Source organism: Embleya sp. AB8, assembly GCF_049739465.1.
GTDB lineage: Bacteria > Actinomycetota > Actinomycetes > Streptomycetales > Streptomycetaceae > Embleya.
This window is the reverse complement of the sequence record NZ_JBMHHY010000032.1, coordinates 98,321-116,629: the sequence shown is the minus strand read 5'-3', so window position 1 is coordinate 116,629 and position 18,309 is coordinate 98,321. Positions and strand designations below refer to the sequence as shown.

At 71.3% G+C, this 18,309-nt stretch carries 13 protein-coding genes; 5 read left to right on the top strand and 8 right to left on the bottom strand.

The annotated features are described in order from the left end of the window. Nucleotides 1–519 precede the first annotated feature (519 nt). Complete coding sequence (locus ABIA38_RS37260) at nucleotides 520–981, top strand: nuclear transport factor 2 family protein (protein WP_424643406.1); 462 nt, start codon at nucleotides 520–522, stop codon at nucleotides 979–981. A gap of 329 nt (nucleotides 982–1,310) precedes the next feature. Here the strand turns inward: ABIA38_RS37260 and ABIA38_RS37255 are convergent, their stop codons facing one another. Then, the gene (locus tag ABIA38_RS37255; RefSeq protein ID WP_424643405.1) at nucleotides 1,311–1,757 is read right to left on the bottom strand and encodes a hypothetical protein; all 447 of its coding nucleotides are present in this window, start codon (nucleotides 1,755–1,757) and stop codon (nucleotides 1,311–1,313) included. Nucleotides 1,758–1,949: 192 nt separating this feature from the next. Continuing rightward, nucleotides 1,950–2,456: a DinB family protein gene (locus ABIA38_RS37250; RefSeq protein ID WP_424643404.1), complete on the bottom strand. Its 507-nt coding sequence runs from the start codon at nucleotides 2,454–2,456 to the stop codon at nucleotides 1,950–1,952. A gap of 212 nt (nucleotides 2,457–2,668) precedes the next feature. Between ABIA38_RS37250 and ABIA38_RS37245 the strand changes: the two genes are divergently transcribed. Continuing rightward, the gene (locus ABIA38_RS37245) at nucleotides 2,669–5,368 is read left to right on the top strand and encodes a DUF6493 family protein (protein WP_424643403.1); all 2,700 of its coding nucleotides are present in this window, start codon (nucleotides 2,669–2,671) and stop codon (nucleotides 5,366–5,368) included. 21 nt (nucleotides 5,369–5,389) lie between these two features. Here ABIA38_RS37245 and ABIA38_RS37240 read toward each other — a convergent pair whose 3' ends face one another. The 5 genes from ABIA38_RS37240 to ABIA38_RS37220 form a co-directional block, all read right to left on the bottom strand. Continuing rightward, nucleotides 5,390–5,626 carry a phosphopantetheine-binding protein gene (locus tag ABIA38_RS37240; protein WP_424643402.1) on the bottom strand — a complete coding sequence of 79 codons (237 nt, stop codon included), beginning with the start codon at nucleotides 5,624–5,626 and terminating at the stop codon, nucleotides 5,390–5,392. Continuing rightward, a complete protein-coding gene (locus ABIA38_RS37235) occupies nucleotides 5,623–6,270 on the bottom strand; it encodes an isochorismatase family protein (protein ID WP_424643401.1) in 648 nt (215 codons plus the stop codon). The genes ABIA38_RS37240 and ABIA38_RS37235 overlap by 4 nt, the downstream gene beginning before the upstream one ends. Before the next feature lie 161 nt (nucleotides 6,271–6,431). Then, the gene (locus ABIA38_RS37230; RefSeq protein ID WP_424643400.1) at nucleotides 6,432–8,174 is read right to left on the bottom strand and encodes a (2,3-dihydroxybenzoyl)adenylate synthase; all 1,743 of its coding nucleotides are present in this window, start codon (nucleotides 8,172–8,174) and stop codon (nucleotides 6,432–6,434) included. Beyond that, nucleotides 8,171–9,427, bottom strand: coding sequence for an isochorismate synthase (locus ABIA38_RS37225; protein WP_424643399.1), 1,257 nt, complete (start codon nucleotides 9,425–9,427; stop codon nucleotides 8,171–8,173). The genes ABIA38_RS37230 and ABIA38_RS37225 overlap by 4 nt, the downstream gene beginning before the upstream one ends. 309 nt (nucleotides 9,428–9,736) lie before the next feature. After that, nucleotides 9,737–10,534 carry a 2,3-dihydro-2,3-dihydroxybenzoate dehydrogenase gene (locus tag ABIA38_RS37220; RefSeq protein WP_424643398.1) on the bottom strand — a complete coding sequence of 266 codons (798 nt, stop codon included), beginning with the start codon at nucleotides 10,532–10,534 and terminating at the stop codon, nucleotides 9,737–9,739. Between the two features lie 270 nt (nucleotides 10,535–10,804). Here ABIA38_RS37220 and fhuB point away from each other — a divergent pair, with 270 nt between their 5' ends. The 3 genes from fhuB to ABIA38_RS37205 all read left to right on the top strand — a co-directional run bounded on the left by fhuB (nucleotide 10,805) and on the right by ABIA38_RS37205 (nucleotide 16,477). Continuing rightward, complete coding sequence (fhuB, locus tag ABIA38_RS37215) at nucleotides 10,805–13,162, top strand: Fe(3+)-hydroxamate ABC transporter permease FhuB (RefSeq protein WP_424643397.1); 2,358 nt, start codon at nucleotides 10,805–10,807, stop codon at nucleotides 13,160–13,162. A gap of 319 nt (nucleotides 13,163–13,481) precedes the next feature. Next, a complete protein-coding gene (gene secA2 / locus ABIA38_RS37210; protein ID WP_424643396.1) occupies nucleotides 13,482–15,875 on the top strand; it encodes an accessory Sec system translocase SecA2 in 2,394 nt (797 codons plus the stop codon). 155 nt (nucleotides 15,876–16,030) lie between these two features. Continuing rightward, complete coding sequence (locus ABIA38_RS37205; RefSeq protein ID WP_424643395.1) at nucleotides 16,031–16,477, top strand: PPOX class F420-dependent oxidoreductase; 447 nt, start codon at nucleotides 16,031–16,033, stop codon at nucleotides 16,475–16,477. Nucleotides 16,478–17,036: 559 nt separating this feature from the next. On the opposite strand, the gene ABIA38_RS37200 is transcribed toward ABIA38_RS37205, so the two are convergent. After that, nucleotides 17,037–18,230, bottom strand: a complete 1,194-nt coding sequence (locus ABIA38_RS37200) for a M20 family metallopeptidase (protein ID WP_424643394.1) — start codon at nucleotides 18,228–18,230, stop codon at nucleotides 17,037–17,039. Nucleotides 18,231–18,309 lie beyond the last annotated feature (79 nt).

Below are 18,309 nucleotides of genomic sequence, written 5' to 3'. Positions count from 1 at the left end.
TCCTCGGGTACGCGCATTCTCATCGGAAAGCGGGCCGCTTGAGCCCCCGCCTCGGGCCGCTCCAGGACCCGGTTCCACCCACGGACCCACGCACCCATGGACCCACGGACCCACGGACCCAAAGGAGAACGCGCATGAAGATCCACAACAACTCCACGGCCGCGCTGATCGCGGGTAGCCTCCTCCCCGGAGGCGTCGCACCGGCCACCCCGGCCGGCGCCGACGTGGGCCCATCTCCTGCCCCACCCCCAGGGGGTGACGGTTTACGGCGGTAGCCCAGGCACCTATTCGTCGGTGGCCTGCTACGGATACTCGCCGCCGGGGCCCGCAGGAAGGCGTCACGAGTATCGGGAAAGGACGCACGCCCCGGCAGCACCGCCCCGACGAGCCTCGATCCGGCTCCGGCTCCGCCCGTGATCTCCGCCGGATCCAGGGCTTGTATCGAAAGCGCTCTCCGGACCACAGCTCGATGTCTGATTGCCGCCGGCGTGATCCGTCGCGGTAGATCACAGTGACGGCATGACAGCTTCTTTCGCCTCCGACTCGGTAACTGTCCTTACTGGCATGTATGCAGCTGAGGCTGAGTACTTGGCAGCCGGAGGCCCGGGCGCGGCCTCGTTCGGCCTGCTTGCTCCGTTCTTCGCGCCTGATGTCGTGCTGCATCAAGCCGAGGCGCTGCCCTATGGCGGCATCTGGCGTGGACACGAGGGCATGGAAGGGTTCTTCCTCGCCATGAGTCGGGTGTGGGAGTCGTTCGACATGGCGGAGCAGGAATTCCTCGCCACTGGCGAGACTGCGGTGGTACTCACCCAGGTCCGTGCTCGAGCTCGTTCCACCGGCCGCGAGCTCGCGTTCCCGATCTTGCAGACGGTCAAGATCAAGGATGGGCAGATCGCTGAAGTCCGACCTTTCTACTGGGACACGGAAGCGATCGCTGGTGCCTGTGCGGCGGTGGCACCGTCCGAGCGGAGCACCCTGTGAGGGTCCTGGTCACAGCCACTCGTTGATGGCCGCGACCATGGCTTCCGGCCCGGCTCGACGGCCAGGTGCAGCTTGGTGGTGAACTCGCCGCGCGACCTTCCCGGTCCGTGGTCCACGGGCTCGGCGAGGACGCCGCCCGACGGTTCCTTCTGCACGTCGCCCTCCTTGCGGGCCCCGGCCGCATGCTGATGAGCGCGGCACACCGTGGAGTCGACGCTCGGGTCCCACGTGATCGCCGCCTTCGCGTCGGCCGGGGACTGGAGCCGGGTGAAGATCCGTTGCCGGGTGCCGTCCCGCTGCCACCGGCGGAACAGGCCAATGGCTTGGGGTCAGGTCCGCTTGCGGCTCGCGATCTCGTCGGAGAGCTGCTGCACGTGGGCCGGGTCCGCGTCCCGGGCAAGGCAGACGTAGTGGTCCATGGCGGCCGGCCGGTAGCGCACGGGCAACGTCTGTCCCGGGGCGAGTCGGGTGAGCTCGGTGATCGTGAGGGTTTCGTCTGCGATACCGCGGAACGAGATGCCGTCGGCGGTCTCCACGTCGAACATCAGGACCACGCGTGGATTGCTGTTGACCTCGCGCCAGTCGACGAGAACGCCGAGCGCAAGCGCCCCTGTACGCAGTTCCGCATTGCGCTTCCGGGCATCACCGCTCAGGAAGGGGTTCGGGGCGACGCCCGGGAAGTCGGGCCCGACGCCGAGCGATTCCCGACTCAGGTCGGGCCTGAGCTGCGCCATCAGATCGTTGATCTGCTTCTTTTTCTTCTTCGAACCGAACATCCTGGCCTCTCCCTCATACCGGTGCCGGAATGTCGGCCTGGCGCTTCGCCCGCACCGCGATTGTACGTCGCGCCCATTCCCGACCTCCGTCGCATCGCCCCGTCCCGATGGGGTCGCCGTCTGCGATCGCGGACGGGCTCGGTCGGTACACCTGTCTGTCCACCTGACCCCTGCCTATGTGTCAGACACGGCCTAGTCGCCGGTCGTGCCGTCGAGCATCTCGCGCAGGATGTCCAGGTGACCGTTGTGACGGGCCGTCTCCTCGGTGAGGTGGAGGATGATCCAGCGCAGGTCGACGTGGCGGCCGTTGCGGACGGCTCGCTTGGCCCGATCGTCCAGGCCGCTCGCGGCGACCAGTTCGCGGTAGCGGGCGCTCTGTTCGTCGTATTCGTCGAGCAACTGCGTGAGCGGGAAGTCGACGGCGATGCGCATCTCGCGGTCGGGGTCCTCCTCGGTCCAGGGGCCCTGATCCTCCTCGCCGAGGAAGACCACCTGGAACCAGGAGTACTCGACCCAGCGAAGGTGATTGATCACTCCGCTCATGGTCATCAGCGGCGAGCCCGGCAGCAGCGCCTTGTGGGCGTTCTCCGCGGAGACGCCGGCGCACTTGGCCCGGGCGGTGCCACGTGCGTAGTCGAGAAACGTGGTGAGCTGGGTGCGCTCGTCCCACGCGGGCGGCGTGTCGTCGATTCTGGTCATCGCGCGAAGCCTCCCCGATTACCGTGACCGATGTCGAGGCATTTTGCGCCGGCTCCCACCTGTTCCATCGCTCGGAGTGGATCTCCGAAGCCGCTATGATCCGCCGGACCGGTCCTGGTCCCGCTGCGCTGTGGGTGCCGGGGACGGTTCCGTCGCCGGCACGGTGTGCCGGTCGCGTACCCGCGCGGCGGCGGGCCGAAGGGTGAGGCGTGATGACCGAGTGGGCCTTGCTGCGCGAGTTGATCGATGCCGGGGATGCCGCCCGGGTCGAGGCCGCGTTGCGTGGGCTTGACGCCGCCGAGCGGAAGGCGCTCGCCGGGCCGCTCGTCGCCTACGAGCGGGCCGAGCGGGCGAACGGCGTCCGGCCCCGGATGACCGCGTTGGCCGTCGCGGGCGCGGCGCTGCTCCCAGGGGCCACGCCGCTCGCCGCGTGGTTGGGGCGAAATCGGATGGGCTCCACCTGGACACCGAACGTATACACCGATGACTACGCCGTCGCATTGGTCATGGCCGCGTTGCGCGACCGGGCGCCGAACTGGCTGCCGACCCTGATGGCGCGGTTGGCCGAGCGACTGCCGACCCGGCGGCCGGGGGCGCACGATCGATACCTGCTGGTCGAGGCCCTCGCCGTGGCCACCGGCACTCCCCCGCCGCTCAGCAACGGGTACGTACTGGCCTGGCTACGCGCGCCGCAGCCCGGCGGCACTTCACCGGCCGGCCTCCGGCTACGCCGGAACCACGAGCAGGGCGCCGCGCTGCTCCTGCGCCTGTTCGAAGTGGACGGCGTCGGCGCGGTCTTCGGCCGGTGGTCGTCCTGGCCGGACACCTTCCCGCTGTTGATCGCCGAGGGGCAGGTCGACCGGGCGGATGTGCTGACCGCCTGCGTCGGCCGGCTCGGCCGACCTGGCCGACCGGGCGAACTCACCGGATATCTGCGGGTGTTCACCGCGCTCGAACCGACCCCGGACGAAACAGCGCTACACGCGCGGGAATTGGTGGTCATGCTGACGATGGCCCCGGGCCCGGTCGCCGGCGTCGCGCTGACCGCCCTGATCCGCGCCGATCGCGCCGGCCGACTCCCGTTCCCGGTGGTCCTCGACGCCGCCGGTGCCGTCTTCACCCGGACCGAGAAGAAGCTCGTACGCGGCGCGCTGACCTGGTTGGACACGGTGATCGCCCGCGATCCCGCCGCGTGCGCCCCGGCGGTCCTGCCGATCCTCGCGCTCGCATTCGGTCAACAGGCGGCCGACCTCCAGCGCCGCGCGGTGTCATCAGCGCTGCACTGGCTCGGCTACGCGGATCACCGCAGCCGCGCCCAACTCGCCACCGCTGCCCGGGATTTGCCCGCCGACCAGCGGAGCCGCCTCGGCGGCAATGCCGGAGTCGGAGTGCCCAGCCCGGAACCCCCGCCGCCACCCGAGTTCACCCCCTTCACCCCTTTAACCCCGTTCGCCTCCTTCGCCCCCGAACCGATGCCACCGCCCATCGTGGATGTCGCCGAGTTGGCCGCCGAAATCGCCCTACTGCGCCGCCGATTCGCCGCCGAACTCGACCCGGTCGCGGTCGAGCGCATACTCGCGGCCCTCGTCACATTCGGCACTGCCGACCGGACCGAGCTGCGTAGCGCCCTGGCGCCGATCTTCGCGCGAGACCCGTTCCTGCCCACCGAATTCCCCGCCTGGCACCCCGGCGACGATCCCTACCGGCAGTTCGACTACTACCACAACGAGTTGATGCTCGTCGTCGCGGCGGCGTCCGCCCCGGCCCGAGGCGCCCTCGGCGCCTCCTACCCCGGCGCCGATCCGACCCCAGGCGACCACCACTGGCGAGCGCTCGTCAAACGCCCGAAGTCGGCCCCGCTACACGAGATCTACCCCCGCCGCCTACGCGCGATCGCTATCGGCCTGGCCTACGCCCCCGGCCCGGAACTGCTTTCCGAACCCACCCACACCAACGGCCTGATCGACCCATCCGTACTCGTCGCCCGACTTGCCCGAGCGGCAGCCCAAGGCCGCGACCCCTGGCCGTTCGACCTGGAACACGCCCTGCGCCGACTCCCGATCCCACCGGAACCGGAACTCGCCGAGCAGGCAGCCTCGTTGGGCACCCCATCCGCCATCCGCGCGGCCCACCGCCTGGCCACCGGCCACACCCCGGCCGCCGACCCGGGCCGGCTCGTACGCCGGACCACCGACCGGGGCCGCCACGGCTACCGTCTCCGCCAACCGGTGACGGCCACCCTCGCGATCGTGCCCACCGGCAGCCGCCTCGGGCTGACCACGCCGGAACAGTGGCTCCCGGACGGCTATCGCGGTCATCCCACGACGTACTGGGCCCCCTGCCTACCCTCGTTCCTGCCCGCGGACCGAGACCTGATCGCCGCCCACCTGGTCCCCCAGTTCGCCCACCGCACCCTGGCCGGCCGAGGTGACGGCCGTCTGCTGCCCATGCTCGCCGGCGCAGACGGCCCGATCGGCGCGGGCCTCACCCTCGCCCTGGCCCACGGCCTGAACGCCCGAGACCATACCGACCGCACCCACGCCGCCGACGCCCTGTCCATCCTGGCCGCCCGCGACCAACTGGACGGCACCCTGCTCGGCGACACCCTGGGCCACCTGGCAGCCCAGGACGAGTTGACCCTGACGCGCATCGTCCAGCACCTGCGCGACCTAGCCGACGCGGGCGCCGCGCCGCAGATCTGGTCCCTCCTACGCGCCGCCCTCCCCCACACCCTCGCGGCTCCCCAACCCCCCACCCGGCACGCCGACCTCCTCGAACTGGCGGTCCACGTAGCCGGCAAAACCAACGCCAAGGACCACATCCCCGGCCTCCAAGAAGCAGCCACCCCAGGCAGTTCCCGCAGCAAAACGGAGGCCCGCCGCCTGCTCGCGGCCCTCACCACCGGGGACTGATCATGCGGCAACGGTCATGAACTACCCCCGCGACGCGACGAGTTCCGCCCATCCCTCCAACGTCGGCCGCTCCGCCAGGTCCGCGAAGTCGACCGTCACGCCGTGTTCGCGGGACCAGCGTTCGATCAGGGCCATCACCCGGACCGAGTCGAGCCCGTAGTCGACCAGGTTCTCGTCGGCGGGGATCTCCGTCGGATCCTCGCCGAGGATCTCGGCGACGTCGGCGCGAATCAGGTCGAGGGTCAGCGTCGAGGTCATGACCGGACCGCCTGCTTTCCCGTGAAGAGGGACTTCGTGTCGGTGACCACCGCGCAGTTCGCGGCGGCCCAGTCCAGTGCCATCCGGTGGTTGTCGGAGGTGAAGTCGGCCACCGCGTCGCCCACCACGAAGGCCTGGATGTCCTGCATCCACGCGTCGCACGCGGTGGTCATCACGCCGATGTGCGCGTACACCCCGACGATCACCAGTTGGTCGCGCCCGTGTTCGCGCATCCACTCGCGCAGTTCGGTGCGGACGAAGGCGCTGTACTTCCACTTCGTCAGCACCGTGTCGGCCGGACCCGGCGCCACGGCCGGCGCGATGGCCGCCGCGTGCGGGTCGTCCGGGAGGCCCGGGCCCCAGAAGTCCTGTTGCAGGCCACGCTGTTCGGCGGTCTGGCCACCGGGCTGCGCGGAGTAGACCACCGGTACGCCGAGCCGATCGCACTCGGCCTTCAAGTAGGCGACGTTTGCGAGCAGTTCGGTCACCGGCGAGGTGAGCGGTTGGAACGCCGAGAGGAAGTAGTTCTGGAGGTCGTGCACGAGCAACACGGCCCGCGCCGGGTCGACACTCCAGTCCACCCGGTTCGTCGGCAGGTCCGATGCGTCCGGCATCGGGTAGGGAGCGATCCTCGGCAGCGCCATGACGGCCTTTCAGGGAGATGGAGGGATAGGGAAGAGGAAGGGATGAGGGACGGATCAGGGACGGATCAGGGACGGATCAGGGACGGATCAGGGACGGATCAGGGACGGATGAGGGACGGATCAGGGAGGAACGTAAAGGTAGGTCTGATCGGTGACCCCGCTCAGCGGCCCGCGTGTTCCGCCAGCCCCGCCGCGATCGCCGCGCGCAGGTCCTTCTTGCTGACCTTGCCGACGCCTGTGTACGGGAACGTCTCGACGAACTCGACATGATCGGGCACCTTGTACCCGGCCAGGCCGCGCTCCCGGACGAAGCGTCGGATCGCGACCGGCTTGAGCGGCTCGGCGCCCGCGCGCAGGATCACGTACGCGCATGTGCGTTCGCCCAGGTAGGCGTCCGGTACCGCGACCACCGCCGCGTCGTGCACCGACGGGTGGGCCAGCAGGTGGTTCTCCACCTCCTCGGCGGCCACCTTCTCCCCACCCCGGTTGATCTGGTCCTTGGCCCGGCCCTCGACCACCAGGTGGCCGGTCGGCAGCCTGCGGACCACGTCGCCGGTGCGGTAGAAGCCGTCGGCCGTGAACGAACTCGCGTTGTGTTCGGGGGCGTTCCAGTAGCCGCGGATCGTGTACGGGCCACGGGTGAGCAGGTGTCCGGTCTCTCCGTCGGGCAGGTCCACGTCGGCGTCGTCGACGATCCGGATCTCGTCGTCCGGCGAGATCGGCCGGCCCTGCGAGGTGACGACGATCTCGTCCGGGTCGTCCAGGCGCGTGTAGTTGACCAGGCCCTCGGCCATCCCGAACACCTGCTGCAACGTGCAGCCCAGCGTCGGGGTGATCCGCCGGGCGGCCTCCTCGCTGAACTTGGCGCCGCCGACCAGCAGTACGCGCAGGCTGCTCAGCCTGCTCGGGTCGAAGTCGCCGCGCTGTGCCGCCTCGGTCCAGGCCAGCGCAAGCGGCGGGACCACCCCGGTGATCGTCACCCGCTCGCGCTCGATCAGCGCGAAGGCGACGTCGGGTGTGGGTCGCGGGCACAGTACGACGCGGGCCCCGGCGTAGAGCGCGCCCAGCGTGCCGGGCGAGCTGAGCGGGAAGTTGTGCGCGGCGGGCAGCGCACACAGGTACACGCTGTCCGCGTCCACCGCGCAGATCTCATTGGAGCCGCGCAGCGAGTAGATGTAGTCGTCGTGGGTGCGCGGGATCAGCTTCGGCACACCGGTACTGCCCCCGGACAGTTGCAGGAAGGCGAGTTCGTCCGGACCGGGCGGATCGGTGATCTCGACCGGGTCGCGTTCGAGGTCCGCCAACGCGGTATGTTCGCCGGGGTCGCCGACCACCAGGATGTGGGCCAGCGACGGAACTTCGGCCCGTACCTTGCTCGCGAGCACCCGGTGGTCGAAGCCCTCGGACACGTCCGGGATCACGTAGGCGACGGCCTTGGTGAACGCGCAGAAGTAGCCGATCTCGGTCTCCCGGTGCGCGGGCAGCGCGAACACCGGCAGGGCGCCGATCCGGAACAGTGCGAAGACGATCGCGAAGAACTCGGCCACGTTGGGCAGTTGCAGCACCACGCGGTCACCCTTGGCGATCCCGCGCGCGAGCAGACCGGCGGCCAACCGGTCGGCCCGCTCGTCGAGTTCGCGGTAGGTCCAGCGGCGCTCGCCGTCCACGATCGCGATCCGCTCGGGATGCGCGGCGGCTCGCTCGCGCAACATGCCACCGAACGTCTCGCCGCGCCACCACCCGGCGGCCCGGTAGCGCTCGGCGAACTCGGCGGGCCAGGTGGGCCAGAGGGGCGAGGCGGGGGACGCAGAGGACGCAGAGGACGCCGCCGACGCGGGCGACGCCGAGGAGGCCGCCGCGGGCGACACGGCCTCGACCCCGGGCCCGGAGAACCGCGCGCTCATCGCCGACCCGCCACGCTCTGCTCGGCGGCAGCAGCAGCCGCCGCCGGGATCGGCCCGGTCGGCGCAGCCTGATCATCCGTCACCGCGTGCAGAAAGGTACGGAACTTGGCTTCCGTCTCGGCGGTTTCCGCCTCCGGCGAGGAGGCTGCCACGATCCCGGCGCCCGCGTACAGGCGCAGCGTGTCCGCATCCGCCTCGGCGCACCGGATGGTCACCACCCATTCGCCGTCGCCGTCCGCGTCGCCCCAGCCGACCATGCCGGTGTACAGGCCGCGGTCGAACGGTTCGAGATCGGCGATGGTTTGCCGCGCGGTGCCGGCCGGGGTGCCGCAGACGGCCGGGGTCGGATGCAGTGCACAGGCCAACTCCAGGGCGGAGGCCGGGTTTTCCGCGTGTACGGTGCCGGTCACGGTGGTGGACAGGTGCCACATCGCGGCCGTGCAGACCAGGGTGGGCCGATCGGGGACGTCCAGCGTGGCGCAGTGCGGAGCGAGCGCGGCGCGTACCGCGGCCACCACGACGGCGTGTTCGTGCAGGTCCTTCTCGGATTCGAGCAGGGCCATCGCGCGGCGTACGTCCTCGGCCAGATCCGCGCTGCGCCTGGCCGATCCGGCCAGCGGGTTGGCCACCACGCGGCCGGCGGTGCGGGAGACCAGAAGTTCGGGGCTGGCGCCGATCAGTGTGCGGCCAGGGGCTGTTCCCGGGACCGCGAAGGTATAGCCGCGCGGGTCGCGCCGGGCCAGGCGTTGCAGCAGCAGCGGCAGGTTCGACGGGTCGGCCGAGCGCAGTTCCAGGGTGCGGGCGAGGACCACCTTGTCCAGTGCCCCGGCGCGTATTCGGCGGACCGCCTCGGCGACGCCCGCGCGGTACACGTCGGGCGCGGGTACGGGCCGAACGTCCCACGCGGTCGCGGGCGGCGCCGGCGCGGCCAGCGCGATCAGCGGGTCGGCGGCCAGCGGCGGTCCCCACGTGATCGCGTCGGGGACCACCAGGGCGGCGCGTCCGGTCTGGTCGAACGGCACCGCGCCGAGCACGATCGGGGCCCGCCCGCCGACCGGACTCGCGGCGGCCAGGGTATGCGTCACCCGTTCGGTCAACGGCCGCGTGTCGTCGGGGACTTCGGCCTGGGCGCCGTGGGCGAGCAGGGTGCGGGTGGGCGAGGCGAAGAAGCGCGCGCTGCCGGGCCGGTAGGCGTCGAGCAGCGCGGTCGCCGCGCCGACTGTGGCGAGGCCGGTGGCTTCTGGGGTGGTCACCTGAGGCTCCTTTGATTCTCCGGCGGGGTGGTGCGGAGTACGTGCGACTCGGGGTGGTGCGCGGGTTCGGGTGGTGCGGAGTACGTGCGACTCGGGCTGGTGCGGCAGTTCGGTCGATTCGGTGGCACCGCGCGGTCATGCGCCGTCGTGCGCGGGTGTCTCGGTCGTTCGGCCGGGTCGGGGCGTCCGGATCCGTAACGTGTCCGGCGAAGTGCGGCCTGTGCGGGCGAGGTCGGTCCGCCGCGTCGGGCGGAGGGTGCCGGCCGAAGAGGGCTACCGGCCGGGTGCGGCGCGGATGTTGGCGATCCGTCAGACGTGCAGCGTCGCGCCGCCGTCGACGTACATGTTGTGCATGGTGATGTGTCGGGCCCGGTCCGAGACGAGGAACAGCACCGCCTCGGCGATGTCGGCGGGCTCGGCGAGGCGACCCAGCGGAATCCCGGTGCGGTAGCTCGCCAGGTCGCCGTCGAGCACCCGTCGCGGCGCGTCGTCGTCGGTCCAAAGGGCGTGCTGCATAGGGGTGTTCGTGGAGCCGGGCGATACCACATTACAGCGCACGCCGTTACGCGCCAGTTCCAAACCCAAACACAGAGTGAACATTGTGGCGGCGGCCTTGGATGCCGCGTACGCCGCCATGCCGGTGCGCGGGATGCCCGCCGCGTTGGACCCGACCGTGACGATGTTGCCGGAACCACGCTCGGCCATCGGACCGGCCACGGCCCGACTCGTGTGGAAGACCCCGGTGCTGTTCACCGCGAAGGTGTCGGCCCAGGCCCGGTCGGTGAGTTCGGTCACCGGCGAGGTGTGCAGCACACCGGCGACGTTGACCAGGATGTCGATCGGGCCCACGTGCCGCTCGATCGCGGACATCGTGGCGGTGACCGCCGGGCCGTCGGTGACGTCGAGCGGATAGGCGAGCACCGTGCCGGTGTCGGCGTTCGCCGTGCGGCTCTGCAGGCTCGTGAAGGTCTTGAGGGCGACCGGATCGCGGTCGGTGGCGGCAACGGTCGCGCCGTGCTCGAGGAGCCCGCGGACCACGGCGGCGCCGATGCCCTGGGCGGCGCCGGTGACCACCGCGACGCGGCCGGCGAGGTCTGATGGGTGCACGAAATTCCCCTCGGCGAACACAACCCCCGGATCGGGATTTAGGTGAGCCTAACCTAACCTCATACTGATGGTCGATGTCGGCCCGGCGCCCGCACGGGCCGCCGAACACCACCGCACGGCCCGCCGAACACCGCCGCGCGCACCGCACCCACGCCCCGCCCACACCTCGCCCGCACCCCACCCACACCTCACCGACACACCCCGAGCGCACCCGAAGCAGCACCGGAGCGCACCTCGAAGAGCCCCGACTACTTAGGTTAGCCTCCCCTTATGACTGTGCATCAGCCGATTCCGCGAAACCCCGCGAGCCTTTCGGACGGCCCGACCGACGCGACGCCCGAGCCGCGCTCGGACCACCGCGCCGACGCGCTCTCCAGGCATCCGCACGGCCGGCGCACCGTCCTGATCACCTCGATCGTGCTGGTCACCACCGTGTTGGTACTGGCCGGAGTCTCCCTCTCGGTGGGCGCCGGCGAGGTCGGCGTCGGCGGCGCGTTCGACTACCTGTTCAACCGGCACGGTGCCCGCTCCGACACCCATCTCACCCTGGTCATCCGGGAGTTGCGCCTGCCACGTACACTCACCGCGCTACTCGCCGGCGCCGCGCTGGGGACGGCCGGCTGCCTGCTCCAGACGGTCACCCGCAACCCGCTCGCCGAGACCGGCCTGCTCGGTGTCAATGCGGGCGCCTCGCTCGGCGTCGTACTGGGCATCACCCTGGTCGGCGTGCAGACCGGATACGGCTACCTGGTCTGGGCGTTCGCCGGCGCGGCGGTGGCCGGGCTGCTCGTCCTGCTGATCTCCGGTCGGCGTGGCGGCGGTTCGCCGATGCGCCTGGTCCTGGCGGGCGCGGCACTGAGCGCGACGTTCGGCGGGATCACCAACGTACTGATCGTCAACTCGGCCGAGGCGTACGACCGGTTCCGCTTCTGGGTGCTCGGTTCGCTGGCCGGCATCCAGGGGTTCGATTCGCTGGGCAGCCTGGCGCCGGTGCTCGCGGGCGGGTTCGTGCTCGCCCTGCTCGTCTCCCGGTCGTTGTCCGCGCTGGTCCTCGGCGACGATCTGGCCCGAGGGCTCGGTCACCGACCGACGCTGACCCGGGCCCTGGTCGCGCTGTCCGTGACCCTGCTCACCGCGTCCGCGGTTGCCCTGGTCGGCCCGATCTCCTTCCTCGGCCTGCTCGCCGGCTTCCTCGCCCGCACCCTGGTCGGCCCGCGGATCCCGGCCCAGCTGTGCTGCGCCGCGCTGATCGGCGCGGCCGTACTGACCGCCGCCGACATCGCAGCCCGCGTGGTGGCCCGGCCGTTCGAGGCGCCGGTGTCGGTGATCGTCGCGCTGATCGGCGCACCGCTGCTGATCGGCGTGGTCCGGTCGAAAAAATTGGGCGCGCTGGGACTGACGGATGCGCCCAGTGCCCAACCGGTCGGCGGAGGCGGAGGCGGGGGCGGGCGCGTGCGGCGCTCGCTCGGAAGCCGGCTCGGCGGCCGGCCGGCCGCCCGACCCACGTCCCGACTCGGCGCCCGACCCACGTCCCGACTCACCTTCCGACTCACCTCCCGACTCGCCGCCCGGCTGCCGGTTCGGTTGCGGAGCCTGCCCGAGCACCTGGTGCTGCGCCGGGGCCGGTGGTCCCTGCTGCTGCCCGGTCGGGCGCTGCTGACCACGACCTTGCTCGCCGCCGCGCTGCTCGGCGCGATCGTGCTGTCCGTCTACTCCGGGCAGCGCGAACTGGGCCTGGTGCGCACGTTCGACGCGATCTTCGGTCGCGGTGACCACTTCGACGTGTTGTTGGTACGGGAGTTCCGGCTCGGCCGGATCATCGCCGGTGCCGCGGCCGGTGCCGCACTCGGCGTCGCCGGTTGCCTGACCCAGACGTTGGCCCGAAACCGGTTGGCCACGCCGGAGTTGCTCGGGGTCAACGACGGTGCGACGGCGGCCGTACTGCTGTCCGTCACGTTCAGTGCCAGTGGCACGTTCGGCGCGTGGTGGGCCGGGCCGATCGGCGCGCTGGTGGCCGTCGTGGTGGTCACCGCCGTGGCCGGTGGGTTGGGGCAGCGCGGGTATCGGGTCCTGGTGGTGGGCCTGGCGCTGTCCGCACTGGCCTCCGCGATCACCCAGGTGGTGTTGTCGCGGCGCTCGCTCGATTCGGCGAGCGCGCTGTACGTGTGGAGCTCGGGCAGCCTGAACGGGCGCGGCTACGACGTGGCCTGGCCGGTACTGATCGGACTCGCCGTACTGGTCCCGCTCGCGCTCGCCCTCGGTCGCAAGCTGGACGTGTTGCGCTTCGACGACTCGACGGCCGCCTCGCTCGGCGTGGATCCGGGGCGGATCCGGCTGATCTGCCTGATCGCGGCGGTCTGCCTGGCCGGTCTCGCGGTCGGGATCTGCGGGCCGGTGGGCTTCGTCGCGCTGGCCGCGCCGGTGATCGCCGGGCGACTGGCCGGGCCGCTGCGGGTGCCGATCCTGGGCTCGATGCTGGTCGGCGCGATGCTGATCGTGCTCGCCGACATGCTGGGGCGGATCGTGCTGGACGGCGCGGAGATTCCGGTCGGCGTGGTCAGCACGGTGCTCGGCGGGCCGTTCCTGCTGTGGGTGCTGCTCGGGCGGTCGGGGGCGGCGCGCGTGTAGGCCCTGCCCGGCCGGTTCGAGGGCCCATCCCGCGCGCGGCGGCCCGTCCCGGTCGGGCCGCCGGTGCCGGACGCCGAGATCGGGCCCGTCCGGCGCGCGGGCACCCGTCCCGCGCGTGACGACCCGTCCCCCGCGTGGGGAACAGGGGAAGATCTCGTTTCGTTGTCGTGTCGGGTTCGCCGGGGCGAGCCGTCGGGCCGGGTCCGGGCCGAGGGCGCGGTGTACGGCGGCCGGGGTGTGGCATGCGCGAGGGCACGCCGCATCGTATGTCGACTGTCGACGACACGGGTGCACGCGCGCCCGCGGAACTGGAGGCCCAGTGAGCTCGTCCGGTGCTCTCACCCGGTCCGTACGTCGCTTCCTGGGCAGACCCGGAACGGTCGCGCCGACCGGCCTGCGGCCCCTGGTCAGACGCGCGGGCGAGCGGGAGTCGGCGCTGCGTCGGCTCTCCGACGCGGAACTGCGCGCGGCGGCTGACGCATTGCGGATCCGAGCCGGCGGCACCCAGGGCTCCGCGGCCCGTGGCACGGGCAAGTCGGCGGCGGCGCACGGGACTTCCTGGGACGAGGAGGCCCTGGTCGAACTGTGCGCGCTGGGCCGCGAGGCCGGCCGGCGGGCGCTGGGCGAGCGCGCCTTCGACGTACAACTCCTGGGCATGCTCAGCCTGTTGCGCGGCACGGTGGTGGAGATGGCCACCGGCGAGGGGAAGACCCTGGTCGGCGCGCTGGCCGCGGCCGGGTTCGCGCTCCAGGGCCGACGGGTACACGTCCTGTCCGTCAACGACTACCTGGCCCGCCGGGACGCCGAATGGATGCGGCCCGTCTACGAGTTGCTCGGCGTACGGGTCGCCTACGTCACCCAGGAGGCCACCCGCACCCAACGGCAGACGGCCTACGCCGAGGACGTCGTGCACGTCGCGGTGAGCGAGGTCGGTTTCGATACGCTGCGCGATCGACTGCGCACGGAGGTCGCGGAGTTGGTGCTGCCCGCACCCGATGTGGCGATCGTCGACGAGGCCGACGCGGTCATGATCGACGAGGCCCGGATCCCGCTGGTCCTGGCCGGCGGCGTGGCCGCGGGCTCGGACGAGGCGGAGGCGGCCCGGCTGGTCGCGGATCTGGTCGAGGGCGTGCATTACGAGGCCGAGTCGGACGGGATGAGCGTGCACCTCACCGACGCGGGGGTGAGCGAGATGGAGCGCGCGTTCGGCGTGGACAACCTGTACGCGCGCGACATGGGCGAGCGCCTGTCGCAGGTCAACGTCGCGCTGTACGCCCGCGCGCTGCTCCGCCGCGATGTCGACTACCTGGTGCGGGAGGGCCGGATCCGGCTCGTGGACGCCAATCGGGGTCGGTTGGCGCAGCGGCAGCGCTGGCCGGACGGGCTGCATGCGGCGGTGGAGGCCAAGGAGGGCCTGACCGCCGGGCCACGCGGGGAGGTCCTGGATCAGTTGATCGTCCAGGACCTGATCGGGAGTTACCCGACCGTGGCCGGGATGACCGGGACCGCGGTGATCGTGTCCGAGCAACTGCGCGAGTTCTACCGCCTGGAGACGGGCGACCTGCCGACCAACATGCCGTGTGTGCGGGTCGACGAGCCGGACCGGCTCTACGACAGCGAGCAGTCCCGGGACGCCGCGCTGCTTGACCTGGTGCAGCGGGCGCATGCCAGCGGCCGGCCGATCCTGGTGGGCACTCGGGATGTCGCCAAGTCGGAGGAAATCGGCGCGGCGATCCGGGAGTCGGGCCTGGACTGCGCGATCCTCAACGCCCGGGACGACACCCGCGAGGCGGCGATCATCGCCGAGGCGGGGGCGCTCGGGGCGATCACGGTGTCCACCCAGATGGCCGGGCGCGGCACGGACATCCGGCTGGGCGGGCGGGACGGCGCCGATCACGAACAGGTAGCCGAACTGGGCGGGTTGCTGGTGGTGGGGGTCGGCCGGTACCACACCCGGCGGCTCGACGACCAGTTGCGCGGTCGGGCCGGTCGGCAGGGCGACCCGGGCACATCCGTCTTCCTGACCAGCCTGGACGACGATTCGATCACCCGCTACGCGATCGACCCCCCGCCACGAGCCGCCCGAGTGGAGGCCGACGGCCGAATCCGCGACGCGGCGGTCCGGCGCTACGTCGAACAGGCGCAGCGGGTGGCCGAGGGGGCGCTGCTCGACACGCACCGCACCACATGGCGCTACAACCAACAGCTCCACCACCAGCGCGAGGAGATCCTCGACCACCGCCACGACATCCTGCACGGCGACGCCGCCGCCGAGATCCTGGCCGAACTGCGCCCGGAGCGCTGGGCCGAACTGGAGTCCGCGGTGGGCGAGTCGGTCCTGGCCGAGGCCGCGCGCCAACTCCTCCTCTACGACCTGGACCGAGCCTGGAGCGACCACCTGGCCCGCACCGCCGACCTCCGAGAAGGCATCCACTTGCGCGCCCTCGCGCGACAAAACCCCATCGACGCCTTCCACGCCGAAACCCAGCGGGCCTTCGCCTCCCTGCTCCCAACGGCCCACGAAGCCGCGGCAGCCCACCTGGACACGGCGCACATCACCAAGTCGGGCCTGGACAAGGAACAGTCGGACGTCACCCGCCCCAGCTCGACCTGGACGTACATGGTCGACGACCAACCTTTCGAGTCGTTGCGAGACCCGTTCCTCACCACAATCGGCAAGCGCCTGCGCTCGGCGACAACGGGGGAAAACTGACGAAGTGCCCAGTCCGGCTGCGGCGTTCACCGGGCCGGGTGACGTCGCCGGACGGGGGCAGGTGGATGGTTGGGGCAGAGGTAGGGTTTGTTGTGGTCCGGTGCGGCGATGTCGTCGCGGAAACCACTGTGACCGGACGGCGATGAGGAGGATTCGTGTCGAAGCCACCGCTGCCCGAACAGGCGGTCGTGATGTTGGGGCAGGCCAATCCCGCGGTCGTGACTACGCTCCGGCCCGATGGGCAGCCCGTTTCCACGGCGACCTGGTATCTGTGGGACGACGGTCGTGTACTGCTCAACATGGATGTGGGGCGGAAAAGGCTCGACTACATCCGTAACGATCCTCGGGTCTCGCTCACCGTGCTCGATGAGGGGAACTGGTACACACATCTGAGCCTGGTCGGCCATGTCGACGAGATCCGTGAGGACAAGGACCTGGTCGACATCGACCGGGTGGCCCGGCACTACACCGGCAAGGAATACCCGCTGCGGGACCGGGGTCGGGTCAGTGCGTGGGTTCGGATCGACCGCTGGCACGGCTGGGGCGCGCTCAAGGACAACGACCAGGCAACCAGTTCGCGGACCACGACGGACGCCGAGTAGCGGAAACCTCCGGAGCAGCCACACCACCCGAACCGGCCCCGAACGACCGCGTTTGCGACGAGATCGCCGTGGCGTCGGGGCCGGTTTGCCGGTAGGACACGTGAACCCGGCCGGTGGGTCGGTGAGTTGCCGATCGGGTGTCGGATCGGCCAGCGAAGGCCTTTCCTCGGCGGCCGGTTCCAGTACGATCGTGGCGACGGACGTCTCGGTCACGCCACCCGCCCGCCCACCGGCGGGCACCGGGTGACACCGGGCGTCCGGTCGCCAGGACGCCGGGTCCCGCATACGTACATCTCGACCCGGTCGCGCGCGGCGCACCACGCTTATCACACGCACCGCGCACCGCGCTCATCACGCGGCACGATCGCCGCGCACACGCAACCTCCGTGCCCCAGCCGTGCGTTGCCTCTCGACGTGATCTACGTGATCTACGTGATCTACACGATGGACGACGCGATGGACGCGATCGCCCATCGATCGGTCGACGGCTGCCCCGAAGGGAGGGACCACCGGGGAGATGGACCCGCCAACGAGCGTCTGGAACCCGCGGTCGGTGGAGCTAGCAAGCCGCCCCACCCGGCCCCGTGCCCGTGCCCGTGCCCCCGCGCAGGATCGTGTAGTCCGCCGCCGTCCACGCCATCGCGATCGCGCCGTCGAGCAGGGCCTGTTCGGCCGCCGGGGAGATCGCCGCCTCGGCGAAGGCCGGCTCATGTGGGCCGCTCGCGCCCGCCGTGATGTCGAGGACCGGGTGGATCGTCGGGATCACGTGCGACACGTTGCCCATGTCCGTACAGGCGAACGGGGGTCGCTCGACCGGTGTCGGGCGGCCCAACTCCCGGGCGTTGGCCCGCCACAGGGCGATCAGGGTCGGGTCGGTGCGGAAGTCGAGGTAGTCCGGCTCGGGTCGGCTCAGCCGCACCTCGCAGCCGATCGCCAGCGCGCCGGCCCGGAAACAGGCCTCGACGCGCGTACGCAGTTCGGCCAGGTCGGCCGCGTCGGTGGTGCGCAGTTCGTACTCGGCGGTGGCCCGCTCCGGGACCGCGTTCGGCGACGTCCCCGCCGCCGTGGTGATGCCATGCACCCGCCAGTCCACCGGCAACTGCCGTCCCAGCAAGCCCAGGGCGACCTGAGCCACCGTCAAAGCGTCGGCGGCGCTGCGGCCTTCGTGCGGATTCAGGCTCGGGTGCGCCGCCGTCCCGAGGTATTCCACGGACAGTGTGCCGAGCGCGAAGGACCGGAACTCGGCCACCTCGAACGGACACGGATGCACCATCATCGCCGCGTCCACCCCGTCGAACGCACCCGCGTCCAGGAGCAGCGCCTTGCCCGCACCACGCTCCTCGGCCGGGGTGCCCACCACCCGTACGGTCAACCCGAGCCGATCCGCCACCGGACCGAGCGCCAGGGCCGCACCGACCCCGGCCGCCGCGATCAGGTTGTGTCCGCAGGCGTGGCCGAGCCCCGGCAGTGCGTCGTACTCGCACACGATCGCGACCGTCACCGGGCCCGAACCGATGCTCGCGACGAACGCCGTGTCCAGGCCGTATGCCGGCGCGGTCACCGTGTAGCCGTGCGCGCGCAACAGCTCCGCACACCATCCCGCGGCCCGGTGTTCGGCGAACGCCAACTCCGGGTGGGCGTGGATCCGGCGGCTCAGCGCGAGCAGTTCGTCCCGGTTTGCCAGTACCCGAGCACGGATTCCGGCCCGGTCGGCATCCGCGCTCGGTCGGTCCACCAGGTCGGCCACGCTCATATTCCGCCACCCCACTTCGAAATGTCCTGCTTCCGGGGCCGCGCTGTCGACCACCCGGAAGATAGCTTAGGCTTACCTA